The 24,102-nt window shown below is 57.1% G+C and carries 21 protein-coding genes; 8 read left to right on the forward strand and 13 right to left on the reverse strand.

The genetic code is table 11. The annotated features are described in order from the left end of the window. The first annotated feature begins 349 nt into the window (after window positions 1-349). The 5 genes from GN111_RS30200 (at window position 350) to GN111_RS30220 (ending at window position 6,457) form a co-directional block, all read left to right on the forward strand. Window positions 350-682, forward strand: coding sequence for a hypothetical protein (locus GN111_RS30200; protein WP_155307313.1), 333 nt, complete (start codon window positions 350-352; stop codon window positions 680-682). A gap of 21 nt (window positions 683-703) precedes the next feature. Next, complete coding sequence (locus GN111_RS30205) at window positions 704-1,441, forward strand: lysophospholipid acyltransferase family protein (protein ID WP_170302529.1); 738 nt, start codon at window positions 704-706, stop codon at window positions 1,439-1,441. A gap of 4 nt (window positions 1,442-1,445) precedes the next feature. Then, window positions 1,446-3,095 carry a ribonuclease J gene (locus GN111_RS30210; RefSeq protein ID WP_155307315.1) on the forward strand — a complete coding sequence of 550 codons (1,650 nt, stop codon included), beginning with the start codon at window positions 1,446-1,448 and terminating at the stop codon, window positions 3,093-3,095. After that, window positions 3,092-5,239, forward strand: coding sequence for a DNA translocase FtsK (locus GN111_RS30215; protein ID WP_155307316.1), 2,148 nt, complete (start codon window positions 3,092-3,094; stop codon window positions 5,237-5,239). Before GN111_RS30210 ends, GN111_RS30215 begins: the two co-directional genes overlap by 4 nt. 528 nt (window positions 5,240-5,767) lie before the next feature. Beyond that, a complete protein-coding gene (locus tag GN111_RS30220) occupies window positions 5,768-6,457 on the forward strand; it encodes a class I SAM-dependent methyltransferase (protein WP_155307317.1) in 690 nt (229 codons plus the stop codon). Between the two features lie 453 nt (window positions 6,458-6,910). Here the strand turns inward: GN111_RS30220 and GN111_RS30225 are convergent, their stop codons facing one another. From GN111_RS30225 to GN111_RS34055, 5 genes are all read right to left on the reverse strand, one after another. Continuing rightward, complete coding sequence (locus GN111_RS30225; RefSeq protein ID WP_155307318.1) at window positions 6,911-7,252, reverse strand: hypothetical protein; 342 nt, start codon at window positions 7,250-7,252, stop codon at window positions 6,911-6,913. 11 nt (window positions 7,253-7,263) lie between these two features. Continuing rightward, window positions 7,264-7,404 (reverse strand): hypothetical protein, encoded by a 141-nt coding sequence (locus tag GN111_RS33485; protein ID WP_170302530.1) that lies wholly within the window; start codon window positions 7,402-7,404, stop codon window positions 7,264-7,266. 125 nt (window positions 7,405-7,529) lie between these two features. Then, window positions 7,530-7,730: a cold-shock protein gene (locus GN111_RS30230; protein ID WP_155307319.1), complete on the reverse strand. Its 201-nt coding sequence runs from the start codon at window positions 7,728-7,730 to the stop codon at window positions 7,530-7,532. 537 nt (window positions 7,731-8,267) lie between these two features. Beyond that, window positions 8,268-10,637 (reverse strand): SLC13 family permease, encoded by a 2,370-nt coding sequence (locus GN111_RS30235; protein WP_155307320.1) that lies wholly within the window; start codon window positions 10,635-10,637, stop codon window positions 8,268-8,270. A 272-nt stretch (window positions 10,638-10,909) separates the two neighbouring features. Next, entirely contained in the window at window positions 10,910-11,239 is a 330-nt protein-coding gene (locus GN111_RS34055) for a HigA family addiction module antitoxin (RefSeq protein ID WP_155307321.1), read from the reverse strand. A gap of 423 nt (window positions 11,240-11,662) precedes the next feature. On the opposite strand from GN111_RS34055, the gene GN111_RS30245 reads away from it, so the two are divergent. Together GN111_RS30245 and GN111_RS30250 are read left to right on the forward strand one after the other, a co-directional pair. Continuing rightward, window positions 11,663-12,154, forward strand: coding sequence for a hypothetical protein (locus GN111_RS30245; RefSeq protein WP_155307322.1), 492 nt, complete (start codon window positions 11,663-11,665; stop codon window positions 12,152-12,154). 135 nt (window positions 12,155-12,289) lie between these two features. After that, window positions 12,290-13,060 (forward strand): sulfite exporter TauE/SafE family protein, encoded by a 771-nt coding sequence (locus tag GN111_RS30250; protein WP_155307323.1) that lies wholly within the window; start codon window positions 12,290-12,292, stop codon window positions 13,058-13,060. Window positions 13,061-13,088: 28 nt separating this feature from the next. Here GN111_RS30250 and GN111_RS30255 read toward each other — a convergent pair whose 3' ends face one another. From GN111_RS30255 to GN111_RS30290, 8 genes are all read right to left on the reverse strand, one after another. After that, complete coding sequence (locus GN111_RS30255; protein ID WP_155307324.1) at window positions 13,089-13,313, reverse strand: hypothetical protein; 225 nt, start codon at window positions 13,311-13,313, stop codon at window positions 13,089-13,091. A gap of 614 nt (window positions 13,314-13,927) precedes the next feature. After that, window positions 13,928-14,878: an electron transfer flavoprotein subunit alpha/FixB family protein gene (locus GN111_RS30260; RefSeq protein ID WP_155307325.1), complete on the reverse strand. Its 951-nt coding sequence runs from the start codon at window positions 14,876-14,878 to the stop codon at window positions 13,928-13,930. A 3-nt stretch (window positions 14,879-14,881) separates the two neighbouring features. Further along, window positions 14,882-15,688 carry an electron transfer flavoprotein subunit beta/FixA family protein gene (locus GN111_RS30265; RefSeq protein WP_231715601.1) on the reverse strand — a complete coding sequence of 269 codons (807 nt, stop codon included), beginning with the start codon at window positions 15,686-15,688 and terminating at the stop codon, window positions 14,882-14,884. A gap of 261 nt (window positions 15,689-15,949) precedes the next feature. After that, window positions 15,950-17,287, reverse strand: a complete 1,338-nt coding sequence (locus GN111_RS30270; protein ID WP_155307326.1) for an NAD(P)/FAD-dependent oxidoreductase — start codon at window positions 17,285-17,287, stop codon at window positions 15,950-15,952. 214 nt (window positions 17,288-17,501) lie between these two features. Beyond that, a complete protein-coding gene (locus tag GN111_RS30275) occupies window positions 17,502-18,137 on the reverse strand; it encodes an aminomethyltransferase family protein (RefSeq protein ID WP_155307327.1) in 636 nt (211 codons plus the stop codon). 57 nt (window positions 18,138-18,194) lie between these two features. Then, window positions 18,195-21,110, reverse strand: coding sequence for a 2Fe-2S iron-sulfur cluster-binding protein (locus GN111_RS30280; RefSeq protein ID WP_155307328.1), 2,916 nt, complete (start codon window positions 21,108-21,110; stop codon window positions 18,195-18,197). Further along, window positions 21,107-21,367: a sarcosine oxidase subunit delta gene (locus GN111_RS30285; RefSeq protein WP_155307329.1), complete on the reverse strand. Its 261-nt coding sequence runs from the start codon at window positions 21,365-21,367 to the stop codon at window positions 21,107-21,109. The genes GN111_RS30280 and GN111_RS30285 overlap by 4 nt, the downstream gene beginning before the upstream one ends. 177 nt (window positions 21,368-21,544) lie before the next feature. Beyond that, window positions 21,545-22,768, reverse strand: a complete 1,224-nt coding sequence (locus GN111_RS30290; protein WP_155307330.1) for an FAD-dependent oxidoreductase — start codon at window positions 22,766-22,768, stop codon at window positions 21,545-21,547. A 267-nt stretch (window positions 22,769-23,035) separates the two neighbouring features. Here GN111_RS30290 and GN111_RS30295 point away from each other — a divergent pair, with 267 nt between their 5' ends. After that, entirely contained in the window at window positions 23,036-23,929 is an 894-nt protein-coding gene (locus tag GN111_RS30295; protein ID WP_231715602.1) for a MurR/RpiR family transcriptional regulator, read from the forward strand. Window positions 23,930-24,102 lie beyond the last annotated feature (173 nt).

Genomic DNA, 24,102 nt, shown 5'->3' on the forward strand with positions numbered 1-24,102 from the left:
GATACTGCCGCTGCAAAGAGAAAAGTGGGAAGAGCCTGGATCGATGCGCCAGGAAAAAGGGCCGGCACCTTTTAGGCATATGCCAAATTTATTCCGAGCGCCGGTGAATGTCAAGCATCCCATTGGGTGGCGGCAGGGAAACCGCCTCCTTTTCCCTTTTGTTTTTTCTGGCACCGGCAGGTCTTCGCATGGGCACGGCGCGCCGTGCCCCTACATGGGTTCATGGTTTTTTGCCGATACCCATACCGATGGCGATTTTCCAACCCAACCCCCACCCGTTGTTGTCACCTCGGTCAAATGAACATATATATTGAGATTTAAACCTTTTTGTGCTAGTACCGATGGCATCATGAAACAATATGTCATTGACGAAATTCGTCTTCAGGATTACGGAAAGATAAAGGCCTATCTGGACGATACCCTCGGCAAATCAGGTATCGAAGGTCTATACTGGCTCTCTGTGGACGAATCGATCCTTTCCGAGATCCAGAAGGCCCATACCGACTGCGCACCTTTTTTCATGGCCCTGGAGCTGGGAGAAGACCGCCTGTGCGGTGAATTGCTGGTCCGGACCCGCAAACGGGTGCGCTGCGACTGCATCCATTATGCCGACGATCGGCAGCGCGACTGGCTGATCCGGACCGTGGATGCCATTTTCGAAAAACTGGAGATCGTCACCTGAACGGGTAGGATGCTGTTGGCCATGGGCAAGACATTTTTACACGTACTGCATACGCTGGTTATCATCCTGTGGACCGTCGTTGTGACCATCTTTTTTGGCACATCGGTTATCCTTTGCTCTTTTTTCAGCCGCAACGGCAACTTCCTGCATCTGATTGCACGCATGTGGGCCAATTCCATCCTGTGGGTCGTTCGGGCCAAAGTCACCGTGACCGGTGCCCGGAAGCTGGATCCGAACAGATCCTACATCTACATGCCCAACCACCAGAGCAACGCTGACATACCGGTGCTGCTTGGGCGGCTGCCGGTTCAGTTCCGCTGGCTGGCCAAAGCCGAACTTTTCAAGATTCCGCTTTTTGGCCGGGCCATGCGCAAGGTGGGGTACATCAGCATCGACCGTTCCGACCGCAAATCGGCCTTTGAGAGTCTGGCGCAGGCCGCCCTGACCATTCGCAACGGAACCAGTGTTCTGATCTTCCCAGAAGGCACCCGCAGCCCGGACGGCCGCATCCTGCCGTTCAAAAAGGGCGGCTTCGTCCTCTCCGTGGATGCCGGCGTTCCTATTGTTCCCGTCATTATCCGGGGAACCCGGAATATCGTCCCCAAGAAACATTTCATCATCCGCCCCGCGCAGGTGACCATGGAGATCCTCGATCCGGTGGAAACGGCCGACTACACCCGCAAAACCAAGGATCAACTGCTGGAAAAGATCCGGTCCATCCTCGTCGAGAATCTAGAAAAAGAGGGGCAGGACGGGTAAGGTCATGCTGAAACTCATTCCCCTGGGCGGCCTGGGCGAAATCGGCCTGAACATGATGGTGGTGGAGTACGGCGATACGATCTTCATCGTCGACGCCGGCCTCATGTTTCCCGAGGCCTACATGCTGGGGGTGGATTACGTCATCCCGGACATGGACTACCTGCGCCAGAACCGCGGGCGGGTGTCGGGGGTCGTTCTCACCCACGCCCATGAAGACCATATCGGAGCGCTGCCCTATCTGCTCAGGGAGATCAATGTCCCGGTCTTTGGAACGCCCTTTACCCTGGGAATCGTGCGCCACAAACTGGAAGAGCACGAACTGTTGTCTACGGCTGCCCTGCATGAGGTGCTGCCGCGGGAGCACCTGAAAATCGGTCCTTTCGAAATCGAATTCATCCGCGTCAACCACAGTATCGTGGACGGCGTGGGGCTGGCCATTCGCACACCGGTGGGCATGCTGGTCCACACCGGCGATTTCAAAATGAGCCATACCACCATGGAAGGCATGCTCACCGACGTGAACCGTTTCGCCCAGTGCGGTGAAGAGGGCGTACTGGTCCTGCTTTCCGACTCCACCAACGTGGAAAAGGAGGGGCACACCGCCTCATCCCATGAAATCGGCGCCGAACTGGCCCGGATCATCCAGGCGGCCCGCGGGCGCATCATCGTGGCCCTGTTCGCGTCCAATATCGCCCGGATCCAGCAGATCATCAACATTACGGCCCGACTGGGCCGCAAGATCGTTTTTAACGGCCGCAGCATCGAAGTGAGCGTTTCCATCGCCCGTCAACTGGGCTACCTCAGCATTCCAGAGGGCATGGAGATCGATATCGACGATTTGAGCCGATATCCGGACGACGAGATCATCATGGTGACCACCGGCAGCCAGGGAGAGCCCATGTCGGCCCTGGCGAGAATGTCCGCCGGCACCCACAAGCAGATCAAGATCCATGACCAGGATACGGTCATCCTCTCCTCCAAATTCATTCCGGGCAATGAAAAAGCCATCGGCAACATCATCAACAACCTCTACCGTCACGGCGCCAACGTGGTGTACGAGAAGATTTCCAACATCCACGTCTCCGGCCACGCCTTCCGGGAAGAACTGAAGATGATGCTTAACCTGACCAAACCGAAGTTTTTCATGCCGGTGCACGGAGAGTACCGCCACCTGGTCCTGCACTGCCGGCTGGCCGGGGAGGTAGGCATTCCCGAGGAGCATCAAATCCTGGCCCAGGACGGACAGATTATCGAACTGGACGACAACGGCTTCCAGATCCGGGACAGCATCTGCGCCGGTCGGGTGCTCATCGACGGCAAGGGCGTCGGCGACGTGGGGCGCAGCGTGCTCAAGGAAAGACGGCTGCTTTCCGAAGAGGGGCTGGTGGTGGTCAACATGGCCTTTGACGAAGAGACCGGCATCGTGGTTTACGGCCCCGATATCGTCTCCCGGGGATTCGTCTTCGAAACCGAAACCGGCTACCTGCTCCAGGATGCCCAATGCGTGGTCCTGGAGATCGTGGAGGATATCACCCCGGACGTCCCCAATCGGGTGGAACGGATGCGCCAGCGTATCCAGTCGGCCTTGCGTCAGTATTTTTTCTTCACCATCGGTCGAAGGCCGGTGATTTTGCCTTTTTTGGTTGAAATATGAAAAAAGAAATCATCGGCATTCTTTTTTTCTTCATGGTCGTGTTCAGCCTGATCAGCCTGCTTTCCTTCGACCCGGCCGATCCATGCCTTTTCTTCAACGCCGGCGGCACATCCAGGGTCCACAACCTTTTCGGCGTCGTCGGGGCCAATTTTGCCGGCATTCTCGTTGGGCTCTTCGGCATCGGCGCATTCTGGGTCCCTTTTCTCTGCCTCCTGGGCTGCATTCTCTTCTTCGGCAAGAACCCCGGACAGGCGCTTTTACCCCTGGCCGCCGGAGGACTCCTGCTGATCGTCACCACGGGCAGCCTGCTGGCTCTCAAACAGGACCACTATGTTCTTTTCGGCAGCCGCTTCTCCTCGGGCGGCATTGTCGGCATCCCCTTAAAATCCCTTGCCGTGCGCTACTCCAATCCGGCCGGCGGCTCCATTATTCTGCTGTTGCTCTGGCTCATCGGCTTTATCATGGCCACGGGATTTTCCGTGGTGGCTTTCTACAGGCGATTGAAAGCCGCCAATGAGGCCCTTTTCGAACGCATCGCCACGGTTTACCTCAAATGGAAGGAACGCCGCCAGAAGAGCGCCCGCCGGCGTCGAAGCCTCAAGGCGGAAAAGAAAAAGAAAAAAGAGAAAATCCAAATCAAGACCCCGGACCCCAAACCGGTTCCGGTCAAACCGGTCCCCAAACAGGCCGTATTCGATTTTATGAAGGATGAAGGTGAGTTTTCCCTGCCGTCGGTCAACTTTCTCGACGAACCGGAAGCGCGGCCCCCTTCCACTAGCAAGGAAAACCTGCGCATGCAATCCCGGCTGCTGGAAAAGAAGCTGGAGGACTTTGGCGTCAACGGCAAGGTGGTGGCCGTAACACCGGGGCCGGTGATCACCACCTTCGAATACGAGCCGGCGCCCGGCGTCAAGATCAACCGCATCGTCAGCCTTACCGACGACCTGGCACTGGCCTTAAGGGCAATCAGCATTCGCATCGTGGCCCCCATCCCGGGCAAGGCCGTCATCGGCGTGGAGATTCCCAACACCGACCGGGAAACGGTCCGTTTCAAAGAGATGGTGATGTCGCCCGCCTTCGAACAGGCCAAAACCATGCTCACCCTGTGTTTGGGCAAGGACATTGTGGGCAACCCGGTTTCCGCCGGCCTGGAGAAGATGCCGCACCTGTTGATCGCCGGCGCCACCGGGGCCGGCAAGAGTGTGGCCCTCAATACCATGATTTGCAGCCTGCTCTATAAGTTGACGCCGGATCGGGTCAAACTGATCATGGTGGATCCCAAGCGCATCGAGCTGTCCATGTACGACGGCATTCCTCACCTGATCACGCCGGTGGTCACCGACGTCAAGAAGGCCACCAACGCCCTGTTCTGGGCCGTACGCGAGATGGAGCACCGCTACGAACTGCTGTCGGAGATGAAGACCCGCAACATCGACCAGTACAACCGCAAGGTTCAAAAAGAGAAGCCCAAAGCGGAAGACGGCACGCCGATGGCGCCGCTGCCCTTCATCGTAATCATTATCGACGAGCTGGCCGATCTGATGATGGTGGCCTCCCGCGACGTGGAGGTGGCCCTGACCCGCCTGGCCCAGATGGCCCGGGCCGCGGGCATTCACCTGATCCTGGCCACCCAGCGTCCCTCCGTGGATGTGCTCACCGGCATCATCAAAGCCAACTTTCCCACCCGGCTGACGTTCCAGGTCTCCTCCAAGACGGATTCTCGCACCATCATCGACACCAACGGCGCCGAAAGTCTGCTGGGCATGGGCGACATGCTGTTTTTGCCTCCCGGAACCGGTCGGCTGCAGCGCATTCACGGGGCCTATATCTCCGAGGTCGAACTGGCCCGCGTCACCGAATTTCTCAAAAAACAGCAGCGTCCCGATTACGACAAGAGCGTGGTCGAGGCCCCGGCCAAGGAAGCCGAGGAGTCCGGCGAAAAGGAATACGACGAGCGCTACGACGATGCCGTGGCCCTGGTGACCCAGGCCGGCCAGGCCTCCATTTCCATGGTCCAGCGGCACCTGCGTATCGGCTACAACCGCGCGGCCAGGATTATCGAAATGATGGAGGCCGAGGGCGTTGTCGGGCCGCAGGATGGGGTGAAGCCCAGGGAGGTACTAGTCAGAAACTACGACGGATAGCTGGCGACTCCGTAAAATGCCCGATATTTGTGTTACGCTTCGTCCCTCGTCACTACGGAGTATCTTTTGATACGCCTCGTTCCTCGGGACCCGTAAGCCTTGATCTCGAACATTTTACGAAGCCGCCTGAAAGCAATTCGTTGCTCAAGATCACCGGGAATTATTTGGACCAGGCCGGCGTTCTCGCTCGGTCGAAATCCTCAACGTATCGCTGCTACGCCTGCGGTTTCGTCCTCGCTGCGGCCTTGATCTGAGCCGCAATTCACCATTTAGGAAAAAACACGGGGAACTATGAAGCTGACTTGAAAATCGAGGATTTGTATGAGCGGCTCTTAGCCACGACCAGTGAACAGTGAACGGTGAACAGTCGTAGGGGCGAAAAATTTTTCGCCCCTTATTCTTACGAAACCGTCACGCCTGGTTCAGGGAAAAACAATAAGGTGCAACCTGCGTGGGAGCGGCTTCCAGCCACGATTATCCGTTCACGGATCACCGTTCACAGATCACAATTCCAACCAAACGAACCCAATGAACTCAACAAACCCAACCAACCAACAACTTATTTCCCGCATCAAAGGCTTTCTGGACCCGGAGGAAGGGCAGGGGCTCTACGACTTGGCCCTGGAGGCCTCGCGACTGGGGCCCTGCATGGAAATCGGCAGCTACTGCGGCAAGTCGGCCGTTTATCTGGGCAGCGCCTGCCGGGAAAACGGCGCCGTTCTCTTTTCCATTGACCACCACCGGGGCTCCGAGGAGCAGCAGCCCGGCGAGGAGTACTTCGACCCCTCGCTGCTCGATTTTACCACCTTTACTCCCAACACGCTGCCCCTGTTTCGCCGGACCCTCGACCTTGCCGGGATGGAGGAAACGGTGGTGCCCATCGTCAGCCGTTCCCACACCGTCTCCCGCGGGTGGGCCACACCGTTGTCATTGGTTTTCATCGACGGTGGCCATGCCTTCGAGACCGCCCGAACGGACTACGAATGCTGGTCCCCGCACATTCTGCCCGGCGGGTTTTTGCTGATTCACGATATCTTCGAAAATCCCGAGGAGGGCGGCCAGGCGCCCTGGGAGGTATACAAACTGGCCCTGGCCTCCGGGGAGTTCGAGGAACTGCCCCGCATCAGGACGTTGGGGGTGTTGAGAAAAAAAGCTCGTAGCTCAAAGCGGAAGACGGACGAGGGACGAGGGGGGAAAAGACGGGGCGGCGGCCGGTGATCGGTGAACTGTGGCCAGTTTGATCGGCAAATGGCTTTTCAGAACGTCGAACATCGAACGTCCAATGTTGAATGCGGAGTTCGAAGTTGGACGTTCGATGTTCATTGGTGACCCTTAAACAGGAAGAGCAGGCTTCAGGCAATGGTCGTGCATACGTAGAAGCGGCTTCCAGCCGCGATAAGGCATCCCGAATGCTGTGGTCGGCAACTAAACTTGATGAACTCGTAAAAAGTCCCAGACTCGCCATGCCGGACTTGATCCGGCATCCAGAAAGTATTGAAATGACTGGATTCCGGAATGTCGCCAACTTGCGGTTTCGGACTTTTTACGAATCCGTCAAACTTGAACCTATCCCCTGTGGTCATTCCAGACGGGGGGGGCGGTGAACAGAAATTGGTGAACGGTGATCGGATGTCGGAATTGGACGTTCTGGAGTTGTCCTCCGACTTCAGATCAGCCAATCGAAACCAGGTCTACATCGTTAAAGAACAGCTCTACGGAACAATTCTCTGAATTTCTATACAATTCGATGACGGATTCGGCGATTTTTCCGGCGTAGGGACTGATGGGGAAAATATTACGGGTGCGCAGGGTTTGGATCAGGTCGCCGATTCCCCTGGAAATGGAGCTAACGATATGTTCGCTTTCATAGGTCTCTTCGCAGAGAAACGAAAAGTGATCCTGGCGCAACTCGTCGGAGGGTATTTTTTTTAAATCCTTGTCAAGTACGGCGTATTCCCTGATGCGAAGTATTTTTTTGCCAACATTTCGATAAATCGAGTATTTCTGGCGCATTCCTTTCCTTTCTATTGCGTCTGCTCCTGTTCCGAAGTTTCTTCCTCTGAAGGAGCGTTTTTCTCTAATTTGCGCTTTCTTTTTTCTTCCTTTTTCTTCATCCGGGCCAACTCTTTTTGACGTTTTTGAAAACTATAGTTCGATCTTGCCAAGTTGTTTCCTCCTTGTTGATCGTCAGTGGATTTATGAACAGGGGCACTAAAGTGAAGCGGAAGCCAAAATAAACGGGCATCCCTGCAAAAGAAGGGATGCCCGTTTGAACTGATAAAACAAAAGGTTAGATCACAGTTACATTGGCGGCTGCAGGACCTTTGGGACCCTGTTGGACATCAAAAGAAACCCGATCGCCCTCTTTGAGCGATTTGAAGCCCGTAGCATTGATGGCAGAATGATGCACGAAAACATCGTCGCCTTCTTCTTGCTCAATGAATCCAAACCCTTTTGAATCATTGAACCATTTAACAATTCCATTGGCCATAATGGTATTCTCCCTTCCTTAAAATTTTCAATGTCGCAAACTGGAGGGAGCCATTATGGAAACTGGAGGATGCCTTCAGAAAGGAACTGTCCTGAAAACGAAACAGTGATAGACAGGACTTAATTGAATGTGGCAAGAATAGTCCTTTTTCAAATTAAAGCAAGCGAATTCGTTGATTTTTTTTTGAAATACTTTTGTCTTTGGATTGATCGTCAAGCAAATACAAGCTGTTGTGGACTTAGCTCGGGCAACCTGAAATGACTCGGACCGGTCCTGCGAGCCGTGATTAGTGAACAGTGAACTGTGATCTGAGGTCGGAAGTCTGAAATCTGTCCTCCGATCTGCCCCGGGGAATGAGTTCAACGTTCCCGGTTCGGGGTTTGCCGTTCGCGGTTCACGGTTCACCGCCCTCCACCTATCATGCCAGGCGGTTTTGTGAAGAGCCCGAGATCAAGGTTCGCAAGTCCCGAGGAGCGAGGTGATCAAAATATACTCCGCAGTGACGAGGGGCGAAGCGTAACGCAGATATCGGGCTTTTTACGAAGCCGTCAATGGCCAAAAGATAGGCAATGCAACCATCAGCACAATCAGCACGATCACAGTCAGCGGTAGGCCAACCTTGACATAATCGATGAAGCGATAGCCCCCTGGGCCCATTACCAGCACGTTGGCCGGGTGAGAAATGGGCGAGGTGAAGCTGGAGGAGGCGGCCATGGCAATGCCCATCATCAGGGCATAGGGAGAAATCCCGAGTCCGCCGGCCGTTTCCAGGGCGATGGGCACCATCAGAACCACCAGAGCGGCCGTGGGAATAATGCTCGTTCCGATGAAGGTGATAACCAGCAGGCCGAAGAGCACGGCGTGGGGTCCCAATGGACCCAATGCGCTCACCACCGTCTCGGCCAGCATGCGGGCCGCCCCGGTCTTGTCCAGGGCTGTGCCCAGCGGCAGCATGCCGGCGATGAGAAAGACGGCTTTCCATTCGATGTAGCGGTAGGCTTCTTCCATGGTCAAACATCCGGATAGCACCATGAGCGCAGCCCCGATGACCACGGCGATGTAAATGGGCAGCCAGTTGAAAATCACCGGGATCAGCACCGCGGCCATGATCGCCAGGGCCAGCTTGGCTTTTTTCTCACGGGGAACTTCCTGGGCCGTTTCGGTGAGCACCAGAAAATCCGGCTCGCGGCCCAGCAGGTTGATCCTGTTCCACGAGCCATAGAGCAGCAGGGCGTCTCCAAACTGCAGGGCCATGTCGCGCAGGTCGTCGCGATAGGCCTTGCCCTTGCGCCAGATAGCCATCACGGTCAGACCGTATTTCTCGCGAAAGTTCATCTCCGCGAGCGTTTTCCCCGACAGCACGCTGTGCGGGGAAAGCATCACCTCCACCAGGCCGACCTGGCTGTCTTCCAGCATGGCAGTGTCCGCCCCGCGGTCTGAATCCTTCACGAACATGCCTTCCAGGCCCTGCATGAGCAAAATGGAAACCATGTCCTCAGCGCCCCAGACGATCAAGTGGTCGCCGGCTTTTAGTCGGTCGCCGGAGAAAGGGATCCGGGCGGTTCCGTCCCGATCTATGATATACAGAATCTGCACATCCACGGCATCCCCCAGGCGGCTTTCGCTCAAGGTTACCCCAACCAGCTTTGAAGATTCGGGAACGCGCAGTTGACGAAGGAATTGGCCCGGCAGAGACTCGCGATCCATTTCCGTCATCTGGATGGGTTTAGCCGGCAGCAGATCGGCCTCGTCGGCCAGAGCGGCGATTTTGTCCGAAGGTCCATGCACGACGAGAATGTCGCCGGCATCCAGCGGATGGGTCTTCAGCTCCGTGTCGATCTGCCGACCGTTGTGCTCGACGGCCAGTACATTGAGGCCGAAGCGGTTGCGGAAACCGAGGGCCGCAAGAGATTGTTTAACAAAGGCGCTGTTCGGCGCCAGACCCACCCGGGCCACCTGCATGCCATGGTCAAAAAGCGCCTTGGTACCGATGGCATCTGTTTCAATGAGCAGCTGTCCCCAGTGGTTCATCTCCTCGATCTGTTCGGGGTTGCCTTTGACGGTCAGCAAATCGTCGATCCGGATCGTTTCGGTGATGGTCGGTGCCAGCAGGGTCTGACCGCTGCGGGTTATTCCCACCACGGTAAGGCCGAAGGCCGATCCCAGGCGGCTATTGGCCAGGTTTTTGCCAACCAGGGCCGATCCTTCTGGAATCCGGATCTGAAACAGGCTTTCTTGCAGCCGATATTGGGAGCGATAGTCGCGGCGCGTATCGGCGGTCTCGAGGGCGGGGTTGCGTTGGGGCAGGAGCCGGGTGCCTACGAGGGTAACGAAGGCGATGCCGCTGGCCATGACTAAAAGCCCCACGGGTGAGAAGTCGAAAAGGCCGAAAGGCTCCAGGCCGTTTTCTCCCAGCGCCTCGCTGACCAGGATGTTGGGGGGTGTGCCGATCATGGTGGTCAGGCCGCCCAAAAGCGAGCCGAAGGCCAGCGGCATCAGCAGAACCGACGGCGAACGGTCCGTCTTGCGGGCGATGTCCATGACCACGGGTAGCATGAGCGCGGCCACGGCCACATTGTTCATGAAGGCGGAGAGCACGCCGGAGATGGTCATGATGATTACCACGAGCATGGATTGGGTGCTGCCGGCGACCTTAAGCAGTTGGCGTCCGAGAATATTGGCGATGCCGGTGCGCGTCAAACCACCACTGAGCATGAACACCGCCCAGATGGTCACTACGGCCGGGTTGCTGAACCCGGCCAGGGCCTCTTTGGGGGTGACGATGCCGGTTACCGCCAGTACGCCCATGACCAGAAGGGCCAGCACCTCCAGCGGCGTCCATTCGGTGATCAGAAGGACGATGACGGCTGCCAGAATGATGAGTACCGCGACGATTTCCGGAGTCATGGGCGTGTGCCTTTCGGTTGAGGTGGTTTCTTACACTATAATCAAGGGATGATTTATTTCAACCGGGGAGGGGGTTGAAGATAGAGGAGGGAAGAGGGAATGAATGTTCACCGCTGAGGCGCAAAGGACGCAGATGGATCAGGGGCTCTGCAGGCCATGTTCCCCACGGACGTGGGGATGAACCGGTGCTCATGCGTTACCTGTCCGAGTATCCCAGATGTTCCCCACAGTTGTGGTAATCAACCGTACTGTGATTCCTGGTTTCGCATTCTCTATCTATGTTCTCCTTTGATCAACTCGGTGTCATAGTGGGTCTGAATGCCGGTCCAGAACTCGACGGAGGTTCTAAAATGCCGAGCCAGGCGCAGGGCCGTATCGGCGCTGATTCCTCTTTGGCCGTTGCAGATTTTATTGATTCGCATGGCCGGTACGCTGATATCTTTGGCCAGCCGGTACTGGCTGATCCCCATGGGTTTCAGGAATTCTTCAAGCAGGATTTCTCCTGGGTCGAAGTCGCCCCCCGCGCGGGGGCGTGGATTGAAATACCGGTATCGGGCTTTATCCGCATTGGTTGCCGTATCATCACCCCACACGGGCGGCATGGATTAAAAAATCAGCAATTTTTTCGTGAACGATGTTGCGCTCTGATTCATAAGGAGCAACTGCGGTAAAAACCATGACAAATTCTGTTAAAAGGGTTCCAAAGTCTGTTTTTTTAGAATCGTTCTGTATACCGGTTCCGTATCTCCGGGGACAACAATGACTTCTCCGATTGGCGAGAAATTGTTACTGCCCCATAAAAGCTTCCCACAACCCCATCGATCCGTCTCCATTTCTAAAAACTTCTGAAATAAAACGAAAACAGTAAGAAACAGCCCGTTAATTCTGCACGGCTGAGAGAGAGGAAAAAGAGGAATTGGCCGCTTGTCGACCCGTAAATCAGTGGTGTGACAGATTTTTTTTCTCCAAAGGCACCATAGTTGCATTAGAGACCGCAAGAGGAAGTACACATTCGGAGAACGATAATGCGAGACGCGACGGTCCAATCCCCCAAAAGACCGACCGCTCGAAATCTGATCCTGGAGTTTGCCGCAACTTTCATTTGCAGTGCAGCGGTGATTTTTATCGCTGTCAGGGTCGATTTCCCGAAGCTGGTCATGACAGTTTTTCAGCAATACGGAGCCTTGGAAATGGAGGCTTTTATCACAGGTTCTCTCTTTCTTGTAACGGCGCTGACCGCTTTTTCCGTCCGACGCCTGATCGCGTTCAGGAAAGTCAATGCGGTTCTCATGAAACGCAACGCCGAGCTTGAAAAAGCAATGATCGAGATCAAAGAACTCAGGGGCCTGATTCCCATCTGTTCAGTCTGCAAGAAAATCAGGGATGACGAGGATTCCTGGCATCAGATCGAGGCTTACATCGAGTCGCACAGCCATGCCGAGTTTACCCACGGCATTTGCCCAGAATGCATGCGAATGCTTTATCCGGGTTTCGTTGTCCATAAAAACGCCAGATAAGCCACCCACTCTGCGGAAGGTCGGTGTTTCGCCTGTTGCTCTTCCAGGGGAATGCATTAGTTTTTGTTTTTCGTCGGATAAATCGAAACCGCATTCAACCGGATCTGCGGACAACCTCCTGGAAACGAGCGCCCCATGCCCGTAGTCGAGACGCCAACTTTGCATACACTGCTCGCATACACTGTCATCATCGGCTTTGCGGCCATGGTTCACGGCACGGTCGGCATCGGTTTTCCCATGGTCGCCACCCCTTTGCTGGCGCTGGTGACCGACGTGCGCACGGCGATCCTGCTGCTGGTGCTGCCCACGGTCGTCATCAACGTGGGCAACATTATCAAGGGCGGACGATGGGACCGCAGCATCGCCGTCTACTGGCCCCTGGCGGTCTACGGCATGGCGGGAAGCTTCGTCGGCACCAGACTTCTCGTGGCGTTTCCCGCCGAGTCATTTCGGCCCCTGCTGGCGGCCATGCTGGTGCTTTATCTCAATGCCGAGCGCATCGGGGTCGGTTTCGGCTGGGTCCGGCGTCATCCCCAAATCGCTTTCGCCTTCTTCGGACTGACCGCCGGCATCCTCGCCGGGACGGTGAATGTGATGCTGCCCGCCCTGGTCATGTACGCTCTGGAGGTTCGGATGCCCAAAACGGTGATGATCCAGGTGTTCAACTTCTGTTTTCTCTTCGGCAAATTGACCCAGGGAGCTGTCTTTGTTCAGGCCGGTCTGATGACCAGCGATGTGGTGGGGTTGTCGGCGTGCATGGCTGTACTGGGGGCTACGGTCATGTTTCTGGGGATGCGCATACGGGAGCGGATTCCCACCGCCACCTACCGCCGCTGGCTTAGGCGGCTGCTGGCGGTGCTTGCCGTCATGCTGGTGGTTCAGTCCCTTCGCCTTTGGTTCGGTTGAGATTGATTTTCCGTTTTAGCTTCCGCGTTCAATCATAGATATAATAGTCCTGACAGGACTGACAGATCGAGGAGAGACTGTATTCCAACTCTGCCCGTGAGGATCGAAATGCGGTGACCGGCCTCTGGCAGATGATGCAACGGTGCTGCGCTTTGGCAATCCATGCCCTTGTGCGGGCATGTCGCTTTTCCAACACGTCGATCAACTCTTCGATCCTGTTCGTCGGCATCTCTTTTTCATAGGTAGGATCCATATTCAGCAGCTCCAATTTTACCGGGTGGTCATGCGGCCTGCCCCGGTGATTATCTTGACCATTTACCGTGCAGGGCGAGACGGGCGATGCCCTGCAGGGTGTGATTTTTAACGGATATGAAGATGCCTGCGGTCAGATTTCGGTTCCTTCTTGAACTGAGCGTTCCCATTGGTTGCAGCCGCCTGGCCCGCCTGCCAAAAGGAAATATTTTTGAAAAAAACTATGAGTTTATCCAGGTCGGAGTCGCCCTGCAAAGTAGAATCGAGATCGGGCGCTGCTGCAGCAATCGGTAAAAAGAAAAAGGAATGGGAAATTAATCCCAAAAAAGTGGATGCGAGTCAAGTGTTTTAAACAGGACTGAACAAAAAGGGGACGATGGGATGGGCGACCCATTAATACCACTGACGGGAAAGAGGACGGTCTGCCTGGAAAAGAGGTGATTCAGACCATATACGGCGTGGGTTATAAGTTGACGGGCTCGTAAAAAGGCCGATATCGGCGAGGTGTGTTCATCCCTGTTCATAGGATGCGTAAGGGTGAAAAATTTTTTGCCCCTACCCCTCCTGCGCCAAAATATCGGAAAAATGGAATTGGTTGCTACTTTTAAAAAACTCTTATGAATTGAGTGCTGCCAGCGCCTTTTCCAGTTCAGGCAGGATATCGAACAGATCACCAGTGGCGTAGTAGTCGCAATTGGCCATGATGGCGGCGTTCTCGTCGCTGTTGACGGCGATGATCATCCCGGCGCTCTTCATGCCGGCGTAATGCTGGACCGAGCCGGAAATGCCGAAGGCCAGATACACCTTGGGGTTGACCTTGACGCCGGTCTGGCCGACCTGCATGGCGTAGGGAACCCAGCCGTTGTCCACGGCCACCCGCGAGGCGCCCACGGCGGCGTCGATGTGCCGGGCGCAGTCGAAGAGCAGTTTGAAGTTCTCGCCGTTTTTCATCCCCCTGCCGCCTGAGAAGATGACGTCCGATTCGGCCAGCTGGGGACCACTGCCGCCGTCGCTGCGTGTTTCGATCACCTGGTATGCGGCGCTCTGTTCCGGCTCGAAGGAGAATTCGACCACCTCGGCCTGCGTCGGGTTTTCCTGTGCCGGAACGACGTTGGCCCGCAGCCCGTAGATGAAGCGATCTCCGGTCAGGGCGATGGTGGCGATGGTTTTTCCCGAGTACTGGGTGGTCTGCACTCGCCGGTCTTCCAGGTCGACGGCGATGCAGTCCATGATCAAAGGCGCATCCAGCTGGGCGGCGATCCGCGGCAGCAGTTCCCGGCCCGTGGGGCTGGTCAGTCCGACCAGGTCGGTGATGTCGAACTGTTGCATGGCTGCCGTAAGTGCTTCGGCCTGAACGGCGGGATTCCAGCCCGCTGCGCCGGTGCGGATGTCGACGATGCGCGTGATGCCGCAGGCTTCCAGCGACGCTTTGGCTTCGGCGGCCGGCGCGTCGACCACCAGGGCGACGAGCTGCCTGTCCGTACCGGTTGCTGCCGCGGCCATGCCGAAAACAGCCTCTTTTACCTTGCCGTCCTTGAATTCCACGAGTAGTCCGATGGTTTGCATGGTTCAGATCACCTTGGCTTCGTTTTTCAAAATGTCCACGATCCGCTCCGCGATTTGCGCTGCACTGCCCGTCAGTTCTTTGGGGGTGCGCCGCTCTTCGGCCGGCGTCAGTGCCTCGATGGTCATGGTCACCGCAGGGGGCTCGATGTTCAGCTCGCCCAGGCCGATCCTGCGGACCTCTTTTTTGCGCGCCTTCATGATGTCCGGGAACGTGGGATATTTGGGCGTGTTCAGCCCCTTGCCTGCACCGAGCACGCAGGGAGGAATCATGCGGATGCGGTCGACGGTCCCCGGATCGCGTTCGCACGCCACCTGCACCTCATCGGCCGTCGCCTGGACTTCGATCACGTTGGTGGCCGCGGGTATGCTCAGGTTCGCGGCCAAGCGAAAGTGGGTCTGCATGCCTTCACTGTCGATGGATTCCTTGCCGGTAAAAACGATCCAGGGCCGGCCGTCCTGACGGATGGCGGCGGCCAGGGCGCGGGCGGTGAATATACTGTCATGGTTCTGGTCGGTCTCGATCAGGATGCTGCGGTCGGCCCCCATGGCCATGGCCGAGCGCAGGGTGGCTTCGGCGGCCGGTTTGCCCAGGCACACGGCAACGACCTCGGTGTCGGAAGCGTTCTCCCTGATGCGGGCGGCTTCGGTCAGGGCGTGTTCGTCGTACGGATTGATGAGAAAAGTGATCTTCTCGTCGATCCGGTTTTTCTCCGTGACGGTGATGGTGGCCGCGGAGTCGGGGACGTGCTTTATACAGACGTAGATGGTCATGTTTTTTTGTTGGGCGCTGAAGGGCATCTTGCGGTCCATATCGGCGTTCTCAGGTGATCGTAATCCTCAACGTAGCGCTGCTACGCCTGCGGTTCCGATAACCCTGCGGCCTTGATCTGAACCGCAACCTGCCCCCCAGCCCCCAACATCTCCCTACCTTTATTTGAAAGTGTAAATTGTCAATACATCATTCCAATCAAAAACGGGTCTGAACGTGCAGACCCGTGATTGATTAGCAACAAACCAGCTGTCTTTCAATTTAAATTCTTTCGGGGCTTATGCAGCAGGCCGCGAAAGAATTTACCCGTTCACCGAGAAGCTCGAATCCTGGTTGATTTCGCGTTTGCGGGAGAAGAAGCCCACATTCAACATGCGGCCCAGGTATTTCATCTTGTACTGGAACGGCTGGTTGTCGTGGTCCAGGCCTTTCTCACAGGCGTCGATCAGTTCGGCCATCATGGCACCGACCACCGGCGCGTTTTTGTACTGGTTGCCGCTGGTGCCTACCGCCATGTAGAAGCCGCCCAGGTCGGATTTGTCATAAACCGGGATCCAGTCGTCGGAGATGTCGTACAGGTCGCAGACGCCCTTGGGCTGGTTGGGCACCTTGAGGGTGGGGATGCGGCGCGCCAGGCGATAGCACTGGGCCTTCCACTGTTCTTCGGTAAGCTGATTGTCGCGGCCGTGGCCGCCCCGGCCGGCATAAAATTCATCCGGGTCGGGGTTTTCCTTGGGGTCGCACTCCGGATCCTCGGAACCGATGAGAATCAGATTGCCGGTTTCCGGGCGGATATAACAGCCCACGTCGCCATCGCTCTGATGGTAGCCGTCATTGAGATAGTCGTAGCCCTCGGGAGAGGGGCAGTACATCACCTCATGGCGCAGGGCCTTGGTCTTGATGTTGCAACCCTCCCACACGCCTGGAGCCATCTGGTTGACTTTATACGAATGGGGACCGGCGGCGTTGACCACTACGGGAGCATCGATTTCGGTGCCGTCGGCCAGGGTGATGCCCAGAACCTTGCCCTCGGCAGCGCGGATTTTGACCACTTCGGCGTTGAACCGGAAGGTGGCGCCCTTGGTTTCGGCAGCGCGCATGATGTTGTGGACCGAGAGGGCTGGATCGTTGACGTATCCGCCTTCGGGGCAGTACAAGGCCCCTTCCAGCATTTGGGTCGGCTCTTCCCAGAAAGCCGGATCCTCGGGGCGGCGCACCGGCCAGAATTCATGCAGATCCACCACGGGGACATGCTTCAAAATGGTTTCGTTGTCCCACTCTTCGTATTCTACGCCGACGCTATCGTAGTGCTTCTTGACCTTGCGCCAGTCGTGGCCCTGGGATTTGATCAGGATCGAGCCGGTGTTCATGAACTTGGCCAGGCCCTTCTCGTCTTTAACATTGCCAAGATAGTTTTCCCAGTCCAGCCAATATTTGAAGCCTTCATAGGCAAAGGCCACGCCGTCTTCGGTGGAGTAGTGGGCCCGAACGATGGCGCAGGAGCCGGCGGTGGATCCTTCCCCGGCGTCGGGCAGCTTGTCCACGTTCAGGGTTTTGTAGCCCATTTTGGAAAGTTCATAGGCGATGGGCGCGCCGATCACGCCGGCCCCGATGATGATGGCGTCGTACTTTTGGGTCATAGTATTTTCCTCCATATTGGTTTTCGAGGCAATTTCAAAACGCCCCATTTCGGCCAATATCTTCGTTGGGCTCCCATTTTAATCCTCGGAATACTATCGTGTATGCACCCCAAGGGCACTTCCTTCGGGGCGCCTCCGGTTAAAATGATCGCTCCGCCTTGATCTTGGCCGAACTTCAGCATTTTGAAATCGCCTCTTTCTATTAAAACTATTCTTAAAGCCCTTGTATCCAGTTATTGAAGCGGTTCTCGCCGGCCGGCCGCAAACCGAATTCGGCGCCGGCTTCCAAAATGGCGTGCACCATGCTGTCGCCGTACCCACGGCTGCAGGTCAGCAGGAAGCCGCCGTTGCCGTCGGCCGTTTTTTCCAGGATGACGACCTGGCAAGGCACATGGCAAACAGGGCCCTGCAACAGGAAGGGCGCCGCTTTCCCCGGATCCATAAAATCCAGGTTGGTCAACTTCTCGGCCACCCGGAAAGACCCGGGGCCGAACAGTGCCACGAAAACCGTGGTCTCGGAAACGTCCGTGTAACCGGTAGCATCCGGCAGGGCAAAAGTTGCCTCGCCCAGGTGGTAGATCGACGCCTGGGTGCGGTTCATACGGTTGACCAGGGTGTTGTCGGCGAAGGTGCAGGCACCCGGATCGGAAGGCACGGCCAGTTCGCCTACGGTCAGGTCCCCGATGCCGCTGTCCTGAAGGTCCCAGCGGATCTTGTGGGCCAGGTCCACCAGCCAGGGACCCGGGCCTTCGTCATCGTACTCCAGGGCTACCGTCCAGTTGTCGCGCACCTCATTTTGCTTGGGGCTGACCGGAAAGCGCACTGGGGATTCTCGTTTTATCTCAGCCATTTTTAAATTCCCTCTTTATCTTTTTAGGATTTTCACAGGCCTTTCTGGGTGAACAGACTAACTTTTCATCCGTTCGCCGCTGGGATCATAAAATGGCGTGTCCACCACCCGCGCATACAGCCGCACGCCGTTGCACTCGTCCTCGAAAATCTCCAGGCGGGTGCCTTTGTCGGCAAGTTGGGATTCCACCAGGGCCATGCCCACGGCCTGGCCGGTAGTAAAGCTTTTACGCATGGTGGCCACGTAACCGCGCACCTTGCTGTCCACGATCAGGGCACCGTCGCGGGCCGGACGGTCGTCGTCCTCCATGCGGATGCCCACCAGTTTGAGACGTCCGGCCTTATTCTCGGCCTGGCGCAGGGCCACGGCGCCGACGGTTTTGGCATCGGTTTTCCTGCGGTCCCATAGAAAGCCAAGCCCCACGTCCAGCAGGTTGGTGCGCTGTTCGGACTCCTGGCCCAGGATGATATGGCATTTTTCCATGCGCAGCACGTTCTGGGCCTCCACACCGAAGTTGCGGATGCCGAATTCGGCGCCGGCATCTTTCAGCATGTCCCACACGGCCTTCATGTAGGAAGAAGGAACGTGCAGCTCGTAGGAAAGCTCGCCCACGAAACCCAGGCGCATGGCGCGCACAAAGATGGTGTCCTGAATGAAGAACTCTTTGTATTCGGAAAAAGCGAAAGCCTCGTTGGACACATCGATGTCAACCACTTTTGCCAGCACTTTGCGGGCGTTGGGACCCGAGAGGTTGATCACGCCCATGGCGTCGGTCAGGTTGACCATGTTGAAGTTCCATCCGTCGAAGCGGGTGTGGTAGCGGATCCACTCCACGGTCTGGCCGGCCCGGCCGGTGGATGTGGTGAAGTAGTAGTCGTTCTCGCCCAGCTTGACCACCACGCCGTCGTCGATGACGCAGCCGTCGTCGTTGCACATGGCCGAGTACTTGATGCGGCCTTCCTTCACCTTGCTCATGTCCGACACGTAGACCCGCTGCAGGGCCTTTAAGGCATCGGGACCGTGGATGCGGAACTTGCCCAGGGTGGAGCCGTCCAGCATGCCCACGTTGTTGCGCACGTTGAGAATTTCTTCCTTGCAGCTATAATCCTCGGAGAAGTAGCGCGCCCGCTGCCAGACGCCGATATTGCGGAAGACACCGCCGTCGGCGATCTGGTCGTAATGCATGGGGGTGCGTTTGAACATGTGATGGTTGTATCCCGCGTAGGTGGCCAGGAAGGTGGGCACCAGCGGCGGGCGCACCGTCGTGGGTTTGGGCGTGGCGATGGAAGCCGTGTACTTGGCCACGAACAGAGGCAGGTTGTGGCCCGGGATGCCGCTTTGGCCCGGCCCCAGTCCCACACCGGCGAAACGTTTGACCAGTTCGGGGACGTCGAAGCCCTTGTCGATGGCCTGTTTGACCGATTTGACGGTGGCGTCCTCGTCGAAACAGATAAAGCTTTTGCGTCCCTTGACCGGGGCGGTGACCAGCTTGCAGCCGCGCTCCGGGCCGGGAAGCGCCGCGGCGGCGTTTTCCGCCTCGGCCACGGCCGCGGCCATGTCAGCGCCGGCGGCGGCCGCCGCCTTGAGGCCGGCCAGCCGGCCGGAGGCCTCGATGGCAGCCGGATCGTTGATGCCGGTCAGTCGGCCGGCCGAGAACATTCGTTCAGGCAATTCGGTGGGCAGGAAATAGCCGGTAAGGTTGTCGTAGCCCATCTTGGCCTGGGCCAGGATAAAGGGGCCGGTCACCGGGGTGAGGCCGGCGGAGGCCACCAGCAGGTCGCAGTCGAAATCGCGTTTGACGGTGCCTTCCACGGTGGAAAGGGTGACCTTTTTTATCTGCTTGCCGCCGTGGGCTTTGGCGGCCACCCACCCCTTGAGTACCGGAATGTTGCGTTCGGCCAGGGCTACCAGCAGTTCAGGGTTCTGGCCGTCTTCGCGGATATCGGCCACGCAGGCGATCTTGAGTCCCAGATCGAATAGATCGACGGCCGCCTCCAGACCCAGGTCATGTCCGATGGAAAAGACCGCCTGCTTGCCGGGCAAAAGGCCGTACGTGCGGGCCATGCGATGGGCGCACCCGACCTGCATGACGCCGGGACGTTCGTTGTTGTCGAAGAGCAGGGGGCGCTCGATGCAGCCGGTGGCCACGACCACGCTGTCCGAGCGGATCTCGATGTAGCGCTCGGTGAAGGCGTCGCCTTTTTTGCCAACCTGGAAAGCGGTGATCAGGTTGTTGGTGTAGGCGCCCACCATGGGGGTGTGGGTGAACACCCTGATGTTGGGCGTCTTTTCGACCTTTTCCGCCATTTCCCGGGCTTTTCGATACAAGGGGGTGCCGTCGCCATCGGTGCTGACCCGGTAGTCGAAGCAGCCGCCCAGATGGGGCCGGGCCTCCAGGAGGACTACGCGCCGGCCGGACTCGGCGGCGGCCAGGGCTGCGGCCATACCGGCGGCTCCGCCGCCGATTACGGTGACCTCCGCTTTCATGAACAGCTCGTCGTACTGGCCTTTCATTTCGTAGTCGGAAGAGATGACGCCCAGACCCGCGGCCTTGCGGATCTGCTTCATGGCCAGGGGCCAAATGGCGGCGGGCTTGTGCATGGTCTTGTAGTAGAATCCCGCCGGCATCATCCAGTCGAACTTGTCGATGAAGGCCATCCAGTCGAAATTGGCCGAGCCGACCACGTTCTGGGCTTTTACGGCCATGCCGCTTTCCAGAGGGGTGTTCTCGGTGCGCACATTGGGGATGCCGTCGACATCCATCATGGTGTTGCTGCACTCGCCGTCCAGGCTGTAAAGCCCGCGCGGGCGGTGGTATTTCAAGCTGCGGGCAAAGACCCGGACGCCGCCTGCATACAGGGCCGAGGCCACCGTGTCGCCGGCGACACCCTGATAGGTTTTTCCCCGGTAAGTCAACGTGCGCTTCTCGGAAGGGTCGATGCGGAGCGTGGGCAGTTGGTTAAGCCGGTTCATTTGCTCGCCTCCGGTTGTTTCACTTCGATGTTTTTGGTTGTGTCGCGCCAGGTGGTAAACCATGATCCGCAACCGTCGCGGTGAAACCACCACTCCTTCTGGACGCCGGCCGTGCACTTGTTCATATGGACATATTCGCACCAGGCCGCCGGTGTCAGGCCTTCCTCGGCCGGGCGCGGCCCCTTGTCTTCTCCTCCGTAACGGAATTCGTAACCGTTGCGTTTGCCGCAGATGGGGCAGGTGAGTGTTAAGGCCATTATCTTCTCCTTTTCTATGGCGGTTCCGTAAGACGTCCGATATCGGCGTTACGCTTCATCCCTCGTCATTGCGGAGTATCGCCTATACGCCTCATTCCTCGGGACTCGCAAGCCTTGATCTCGAACGTCTTACGAAACCTTGGAACCGAGTGTTGTTGGAGTAATTAATACTCATTATCAGTTGTCTGGCGTGTAGCTGACCAACGCCGCCGTCTCGCCCATCAGTTCATGGTTCTCGTAGCGGCGCAGGTTGAACGGTTTGAGCATGTCCGGACAATTGCCGGTAGCCATGTACTCGGCCATATATTTGCCCGCGGCGCTGCAGGATTTGAATCCGAAATAGCCCCAGCCGCAGTCCATGTAAAATCCGTCGATGGGGTCGTTGCCGTCCATGATGGGGGCCATGTCCGGGGTCATATCGGCCAGGCCGCCCCAGATGCGCATGAACTTGACGCCGCGCAGGCAGGGCAGCCAGTCGGAAAGGGACTCGGCCTGGTGTTTGATATAGTGGGCCGTGTTATGGGTCGTGTAGTTGGGCCACTGGTCCATGTGGGCGCCGGTGGCGATTTCTCCCTTGAGGGTCTGGTTGGCGTAGCAGTGATAGGCACCGGAGGAGACCACGTGGTTGAGAATCGGTTTCAGCGGCTGGGTGACCATGGCCTGAATGGTAAGCACGCTGATGGGCAGTTTGATGCCCAGCATCCGGTTGATGATGCCGGCGCTGTATCCGCCGGCGGACACCAGCACCTGTTTGGTGGCGATCCGGCCGCGGGAGGTATCCACGCCGGTGATTTTGCCGCCTTCGGTGTGAATGGCCGTGGCCTCGGTCTGCTGGTGGATTTGAACCCCGTGCCTGGCGCATCCCTTGGCCAGCCCCCAGACCACGGCGTCGTGGCGCACGATGCCGCCGGGGGGATGAAACATGGCGCCATGGATGGGGAAGGTGATGTCCTCGGAGATGTTCAGGGCCGGCACCAGCTCCTTGGCCTCTTTGGCGTCGATGAGGTGGCTCTCCACGCCGTGGAACTGGGCCGTGGCGATGGTCATGCGGGCCGCCTTCATGGCCGCCTCGCTGTGCATCAGGTTGAGGTTGCCGCAGTTGTTGAACATCAGGTTGAAGTCCAACTCCTTGGTGAGCACCGGCCACAGGTCCAGGGCGACCTTATACAGAGGGACATTGTACTGGGTGCGCTGATTGGCCCGTACGATGGCCGTGTTGCGCCCGGCCCCGCCGAATCCGATGTAGCGCTTTTCGATGATGGCCACATCCTTGATGCCATGCTCTTTGGCCAGGTAATAGGCCGTGGCCAGACCATGAAGGCCGCCGCCGATGATCACGGCGTCGTAGCTGGACTTCAGTCTGGGTTTTTTGCCCCACAGGGGCTTGGATTTCCAGAACATACGCTCTCCCAAGGTGATTGGTTGATTAAGGCAAGTTGAAAATGACGTTGCATTCGAGCCGCAAAACGGTCGCAAAACGCGGGTCGTATCCCACACCTCGCAAATGAAATAAAATATGTCAATAATAAAATACAACAATGAAACAAAAACTTCAAAATTTCGATTCAAAAATTGGTAATATGTTGTAAATTAAGATAAAAAATATCTTGAAAAGTTATGAAACATATACTATCTCTTTATGGCATCAATGAAAGAGGAGCAGTAAATATGGCAGGCATGGTCGAAGACCCAACCCAATCCGTCATCGATACCATCATGGCCCACATGGACGCCCTGACGCCCAAAGGCCGCATCCTGGGCAATTATATCCTCCAGTATCCCCGCAAGGCTGTTTTCATGACCACCAAGGAGTTGGCCGAGACCACCCGGGTGAGCGAGGCCACCGTGGTGCGCTTTGTCGGCCAGCTTGGCTACGAGGGGTACGGAGATTTTCTCCAGGCCCTCCGCGATCATGTAGACACGGGCCTGTCTCTGCCGGAACGGGTCGAGCTGGACGGCATGACAGGCCCGGCCGGAGACCGTTTCCACCGCATCGTGCTGGAGGAGATGAACAATCTTCGACAGCTATACGAGCATATTGATTCCGAAGCGCTGAGCGCTTTCGCCGATCAAATTCAAAAGGCCCCCAGCGTCTGCGTGGTCGGCTCGCGCATTTCCTACACCTTTGCCTACTACCTGGGCTGGTCCCTCACAAAAGTGCGCAAAGGCGTCACTCTCATTAAAGGCAGCGACTCCGCAGCCATCGACTGGCTCAACAACGCCCCCGCCGAGAGCCTGGTGATCCTCTTCGCCATCTCGCGCTACCCCACCGAGCTGATCCGCCTGGGAAAGGTGGCCCGGCGGCTGGGACACACCCTTTTCGTGGTTACCGACAGCGCCCTTTGTCCCCTGATCCCCTTTGCCCATCGTCATCTGGTCGCTCCCACCAAATCGTTTCCCCTGGTGGGATACGCCACGGCAATTTCCTGCGTGGTCGACTACCTGATCCAGGAACTGGCCGGCCGCGACGGCGATGAACTGAAAAAGCACCAGGATCGGCTCGAGCAGATCTACCGCGAAAACGACATTCTGTTTGATATGCACACGGAGCGTATGGACTGACTGCATTAAATTAAACCTCGGGCTATGCCCGAGCGACCCGAAGCGGTTCGGACCGGTCCGGCGAGGCATTTGATAGGCAACTGTTTTTTAGAACGTTTAACATTGAACATCGAACGTCCAACGTCGAATGCTGAGATCGCTTCGCTCCGTCCTTCACTCAAAGGAAATCCGAA

The sequence above is a fragment of the Desulfosarcina widdelii genome (assembly GCF_009688965.1).
Taxonomy (GTDB): Bacteria; Desulfobacterota; Desulfobacteria; order Desulfobacterales; family Desulfosarcinaceae; genus Desulfosarcina; species Desulfosarcina widdelii.

What these genes read in the sequence shown, in the direction of transcription:
- GN111_RS30235 (WP_155307320.1), bottom strand. Translation starts at nt 10,637, where the DNA reads ATGACTCCGGAAATCGTCGCGGTACTCATCATTCTGGCAGCCGTCATC.
- GN111_RS34055 (WP_155307321.1), bottom strand. Translation starts at nt 11,239, where the DNA reads ATGCCGCCCGTGTGGGGTGATGATACGGCAACCAATGCGGATAAAGCC.
- GN111_RS30205 (WP_170302529.1), top strand. Translation starts at nt 704, where the DNA reads ATGGGCAAGACATTTTTACACGTACTGCATACGCTGGTTATCATCCTG.
- GN111_RS30265 (WP_231715601.1), bottom strand. Translation starts at nt 15,688, where the DNA reads ATGGACCGCAAGATGCCCTTCAGCGCCCAACAAAAAAACATGACCATC.
- GN111_RS30245 (WP_155307322.1), top strand. Translation starts at nt 11,663, where the DNA reads ATGCGAGACGCGACGGTCCAATCCCCCAAAAGACCGACCGCTCGAAAT.
- GN111_RS30200 (WP_155307313.1), top strand. Translation starts at nt 350, where the DNA reads ATGAAACAATATGTCATTGACGAAATTCGTCTTCAGGATTACGGAAAG.
- GN111_RS30280 (WP_155307328.1), bottom strand. Translation starts at nt 21,110, where the DNA reads ATGAACCGGCTTAACCAACTGCCCACGCTCCGCATCGACCCTTCCGAG.
- GN111_RS30210 (WP_155307315.1), top strand. Translation starts at nt 1,446, where the DNA reads ATGCTGAAACTCATTCCCCTGGGCGGCCTGGGCGAAATCGGCCTGAAC.
- GN111_RS30215 (WP_155307316.1), top strand. Translation starts at nt 3,092, where the DNA reads ATGAAAAAAGAAATCATCGGCATTCTTTTTTTCTTCATGGTCGTGTTC.
- GN111_RS30230 (WP_155307319.1), bottom strand. Translation starts at nt 7,730, where the DNA reads ATGGCCAATGGAATTGTTAAATGGTTCAATGATTCAAAAGGGTTTGGA.
- GN111_RS30260 (WP_155307325.1), bottom strand. Translation starts at nt 14,878, where the DNA reads ATGCAAACCATCGGACTACTCGTGGAATTCAAGGACGGCAAGGTAAAA.
- GN111_RS30220 (WP_155307317.1), top strand. Translation starts at nt 5,768, where the DNA reads ATGAACTCAACAAACCCAACCAACCAACAACTTATTTCCCGCATCAAA.
- GN111_RS30250 (WP_155307323.1), top strand. Translation starts at nt 12,290, where the DNA reads ATGCCCGTAGTCGAGACGCCAACTTTGCATACACTGCTCGCATACACT.
- GN111_RS30255 (WP_155307324.1), bottom strand. Translation starts at nt 13,313, where the DNA reads ATGGATCCTACCTATGAAAAAGAGATGCCGACGAACAGGATCGAAGAG.
- GN111_RS30295 (WP_231715602.1), top strand. Translation starts at nt 23,036, where the DNA reads ATGGCAGGCATGGTCGAAGACCCAACCCAATCCGTCATCGATACCATC.
- GN111_RS30290 (WP_155307330.1), bottom strand. Translation starts at nt 22,768, where the DNA reads ATGTTCTGGAAATCCAAGCCCCTGTGGGGCAAAAAACCCAGACTGAAG.
- GN111_RS30285 (WP_155307329.1), bottom strand. Translation starts at nt 21,367, where the DNA reads ATGGCCTTAACACTCACCTGCCCCATCTGCGGCAAACGCAACGGTTAC.
- GN111_RS30275 (WP_155307327.1), bottom strand. Translation starts at nt 18,137, where the DNA reads ATGGCTGAGATAAAACGAGAATCCCCAGTGCGCTTTCCGGTCAGCCCC.
- GN111_RS30225 (WP_155307318.1), bottom strand. Translation starts at nt 7,252, where the DNA reads ATGCGCCAGAAATACTCGATTTATCGAAATGTTGGCAAAAAAATACTT.
- GN111_RS30270 (WP_155307326.1), bottom strand. Translation starts at nt 17,287, where the DNA reads ATGACCCAAAAGTACGACGCCATCATCATCGGGGCCGGCGTGATCGGC.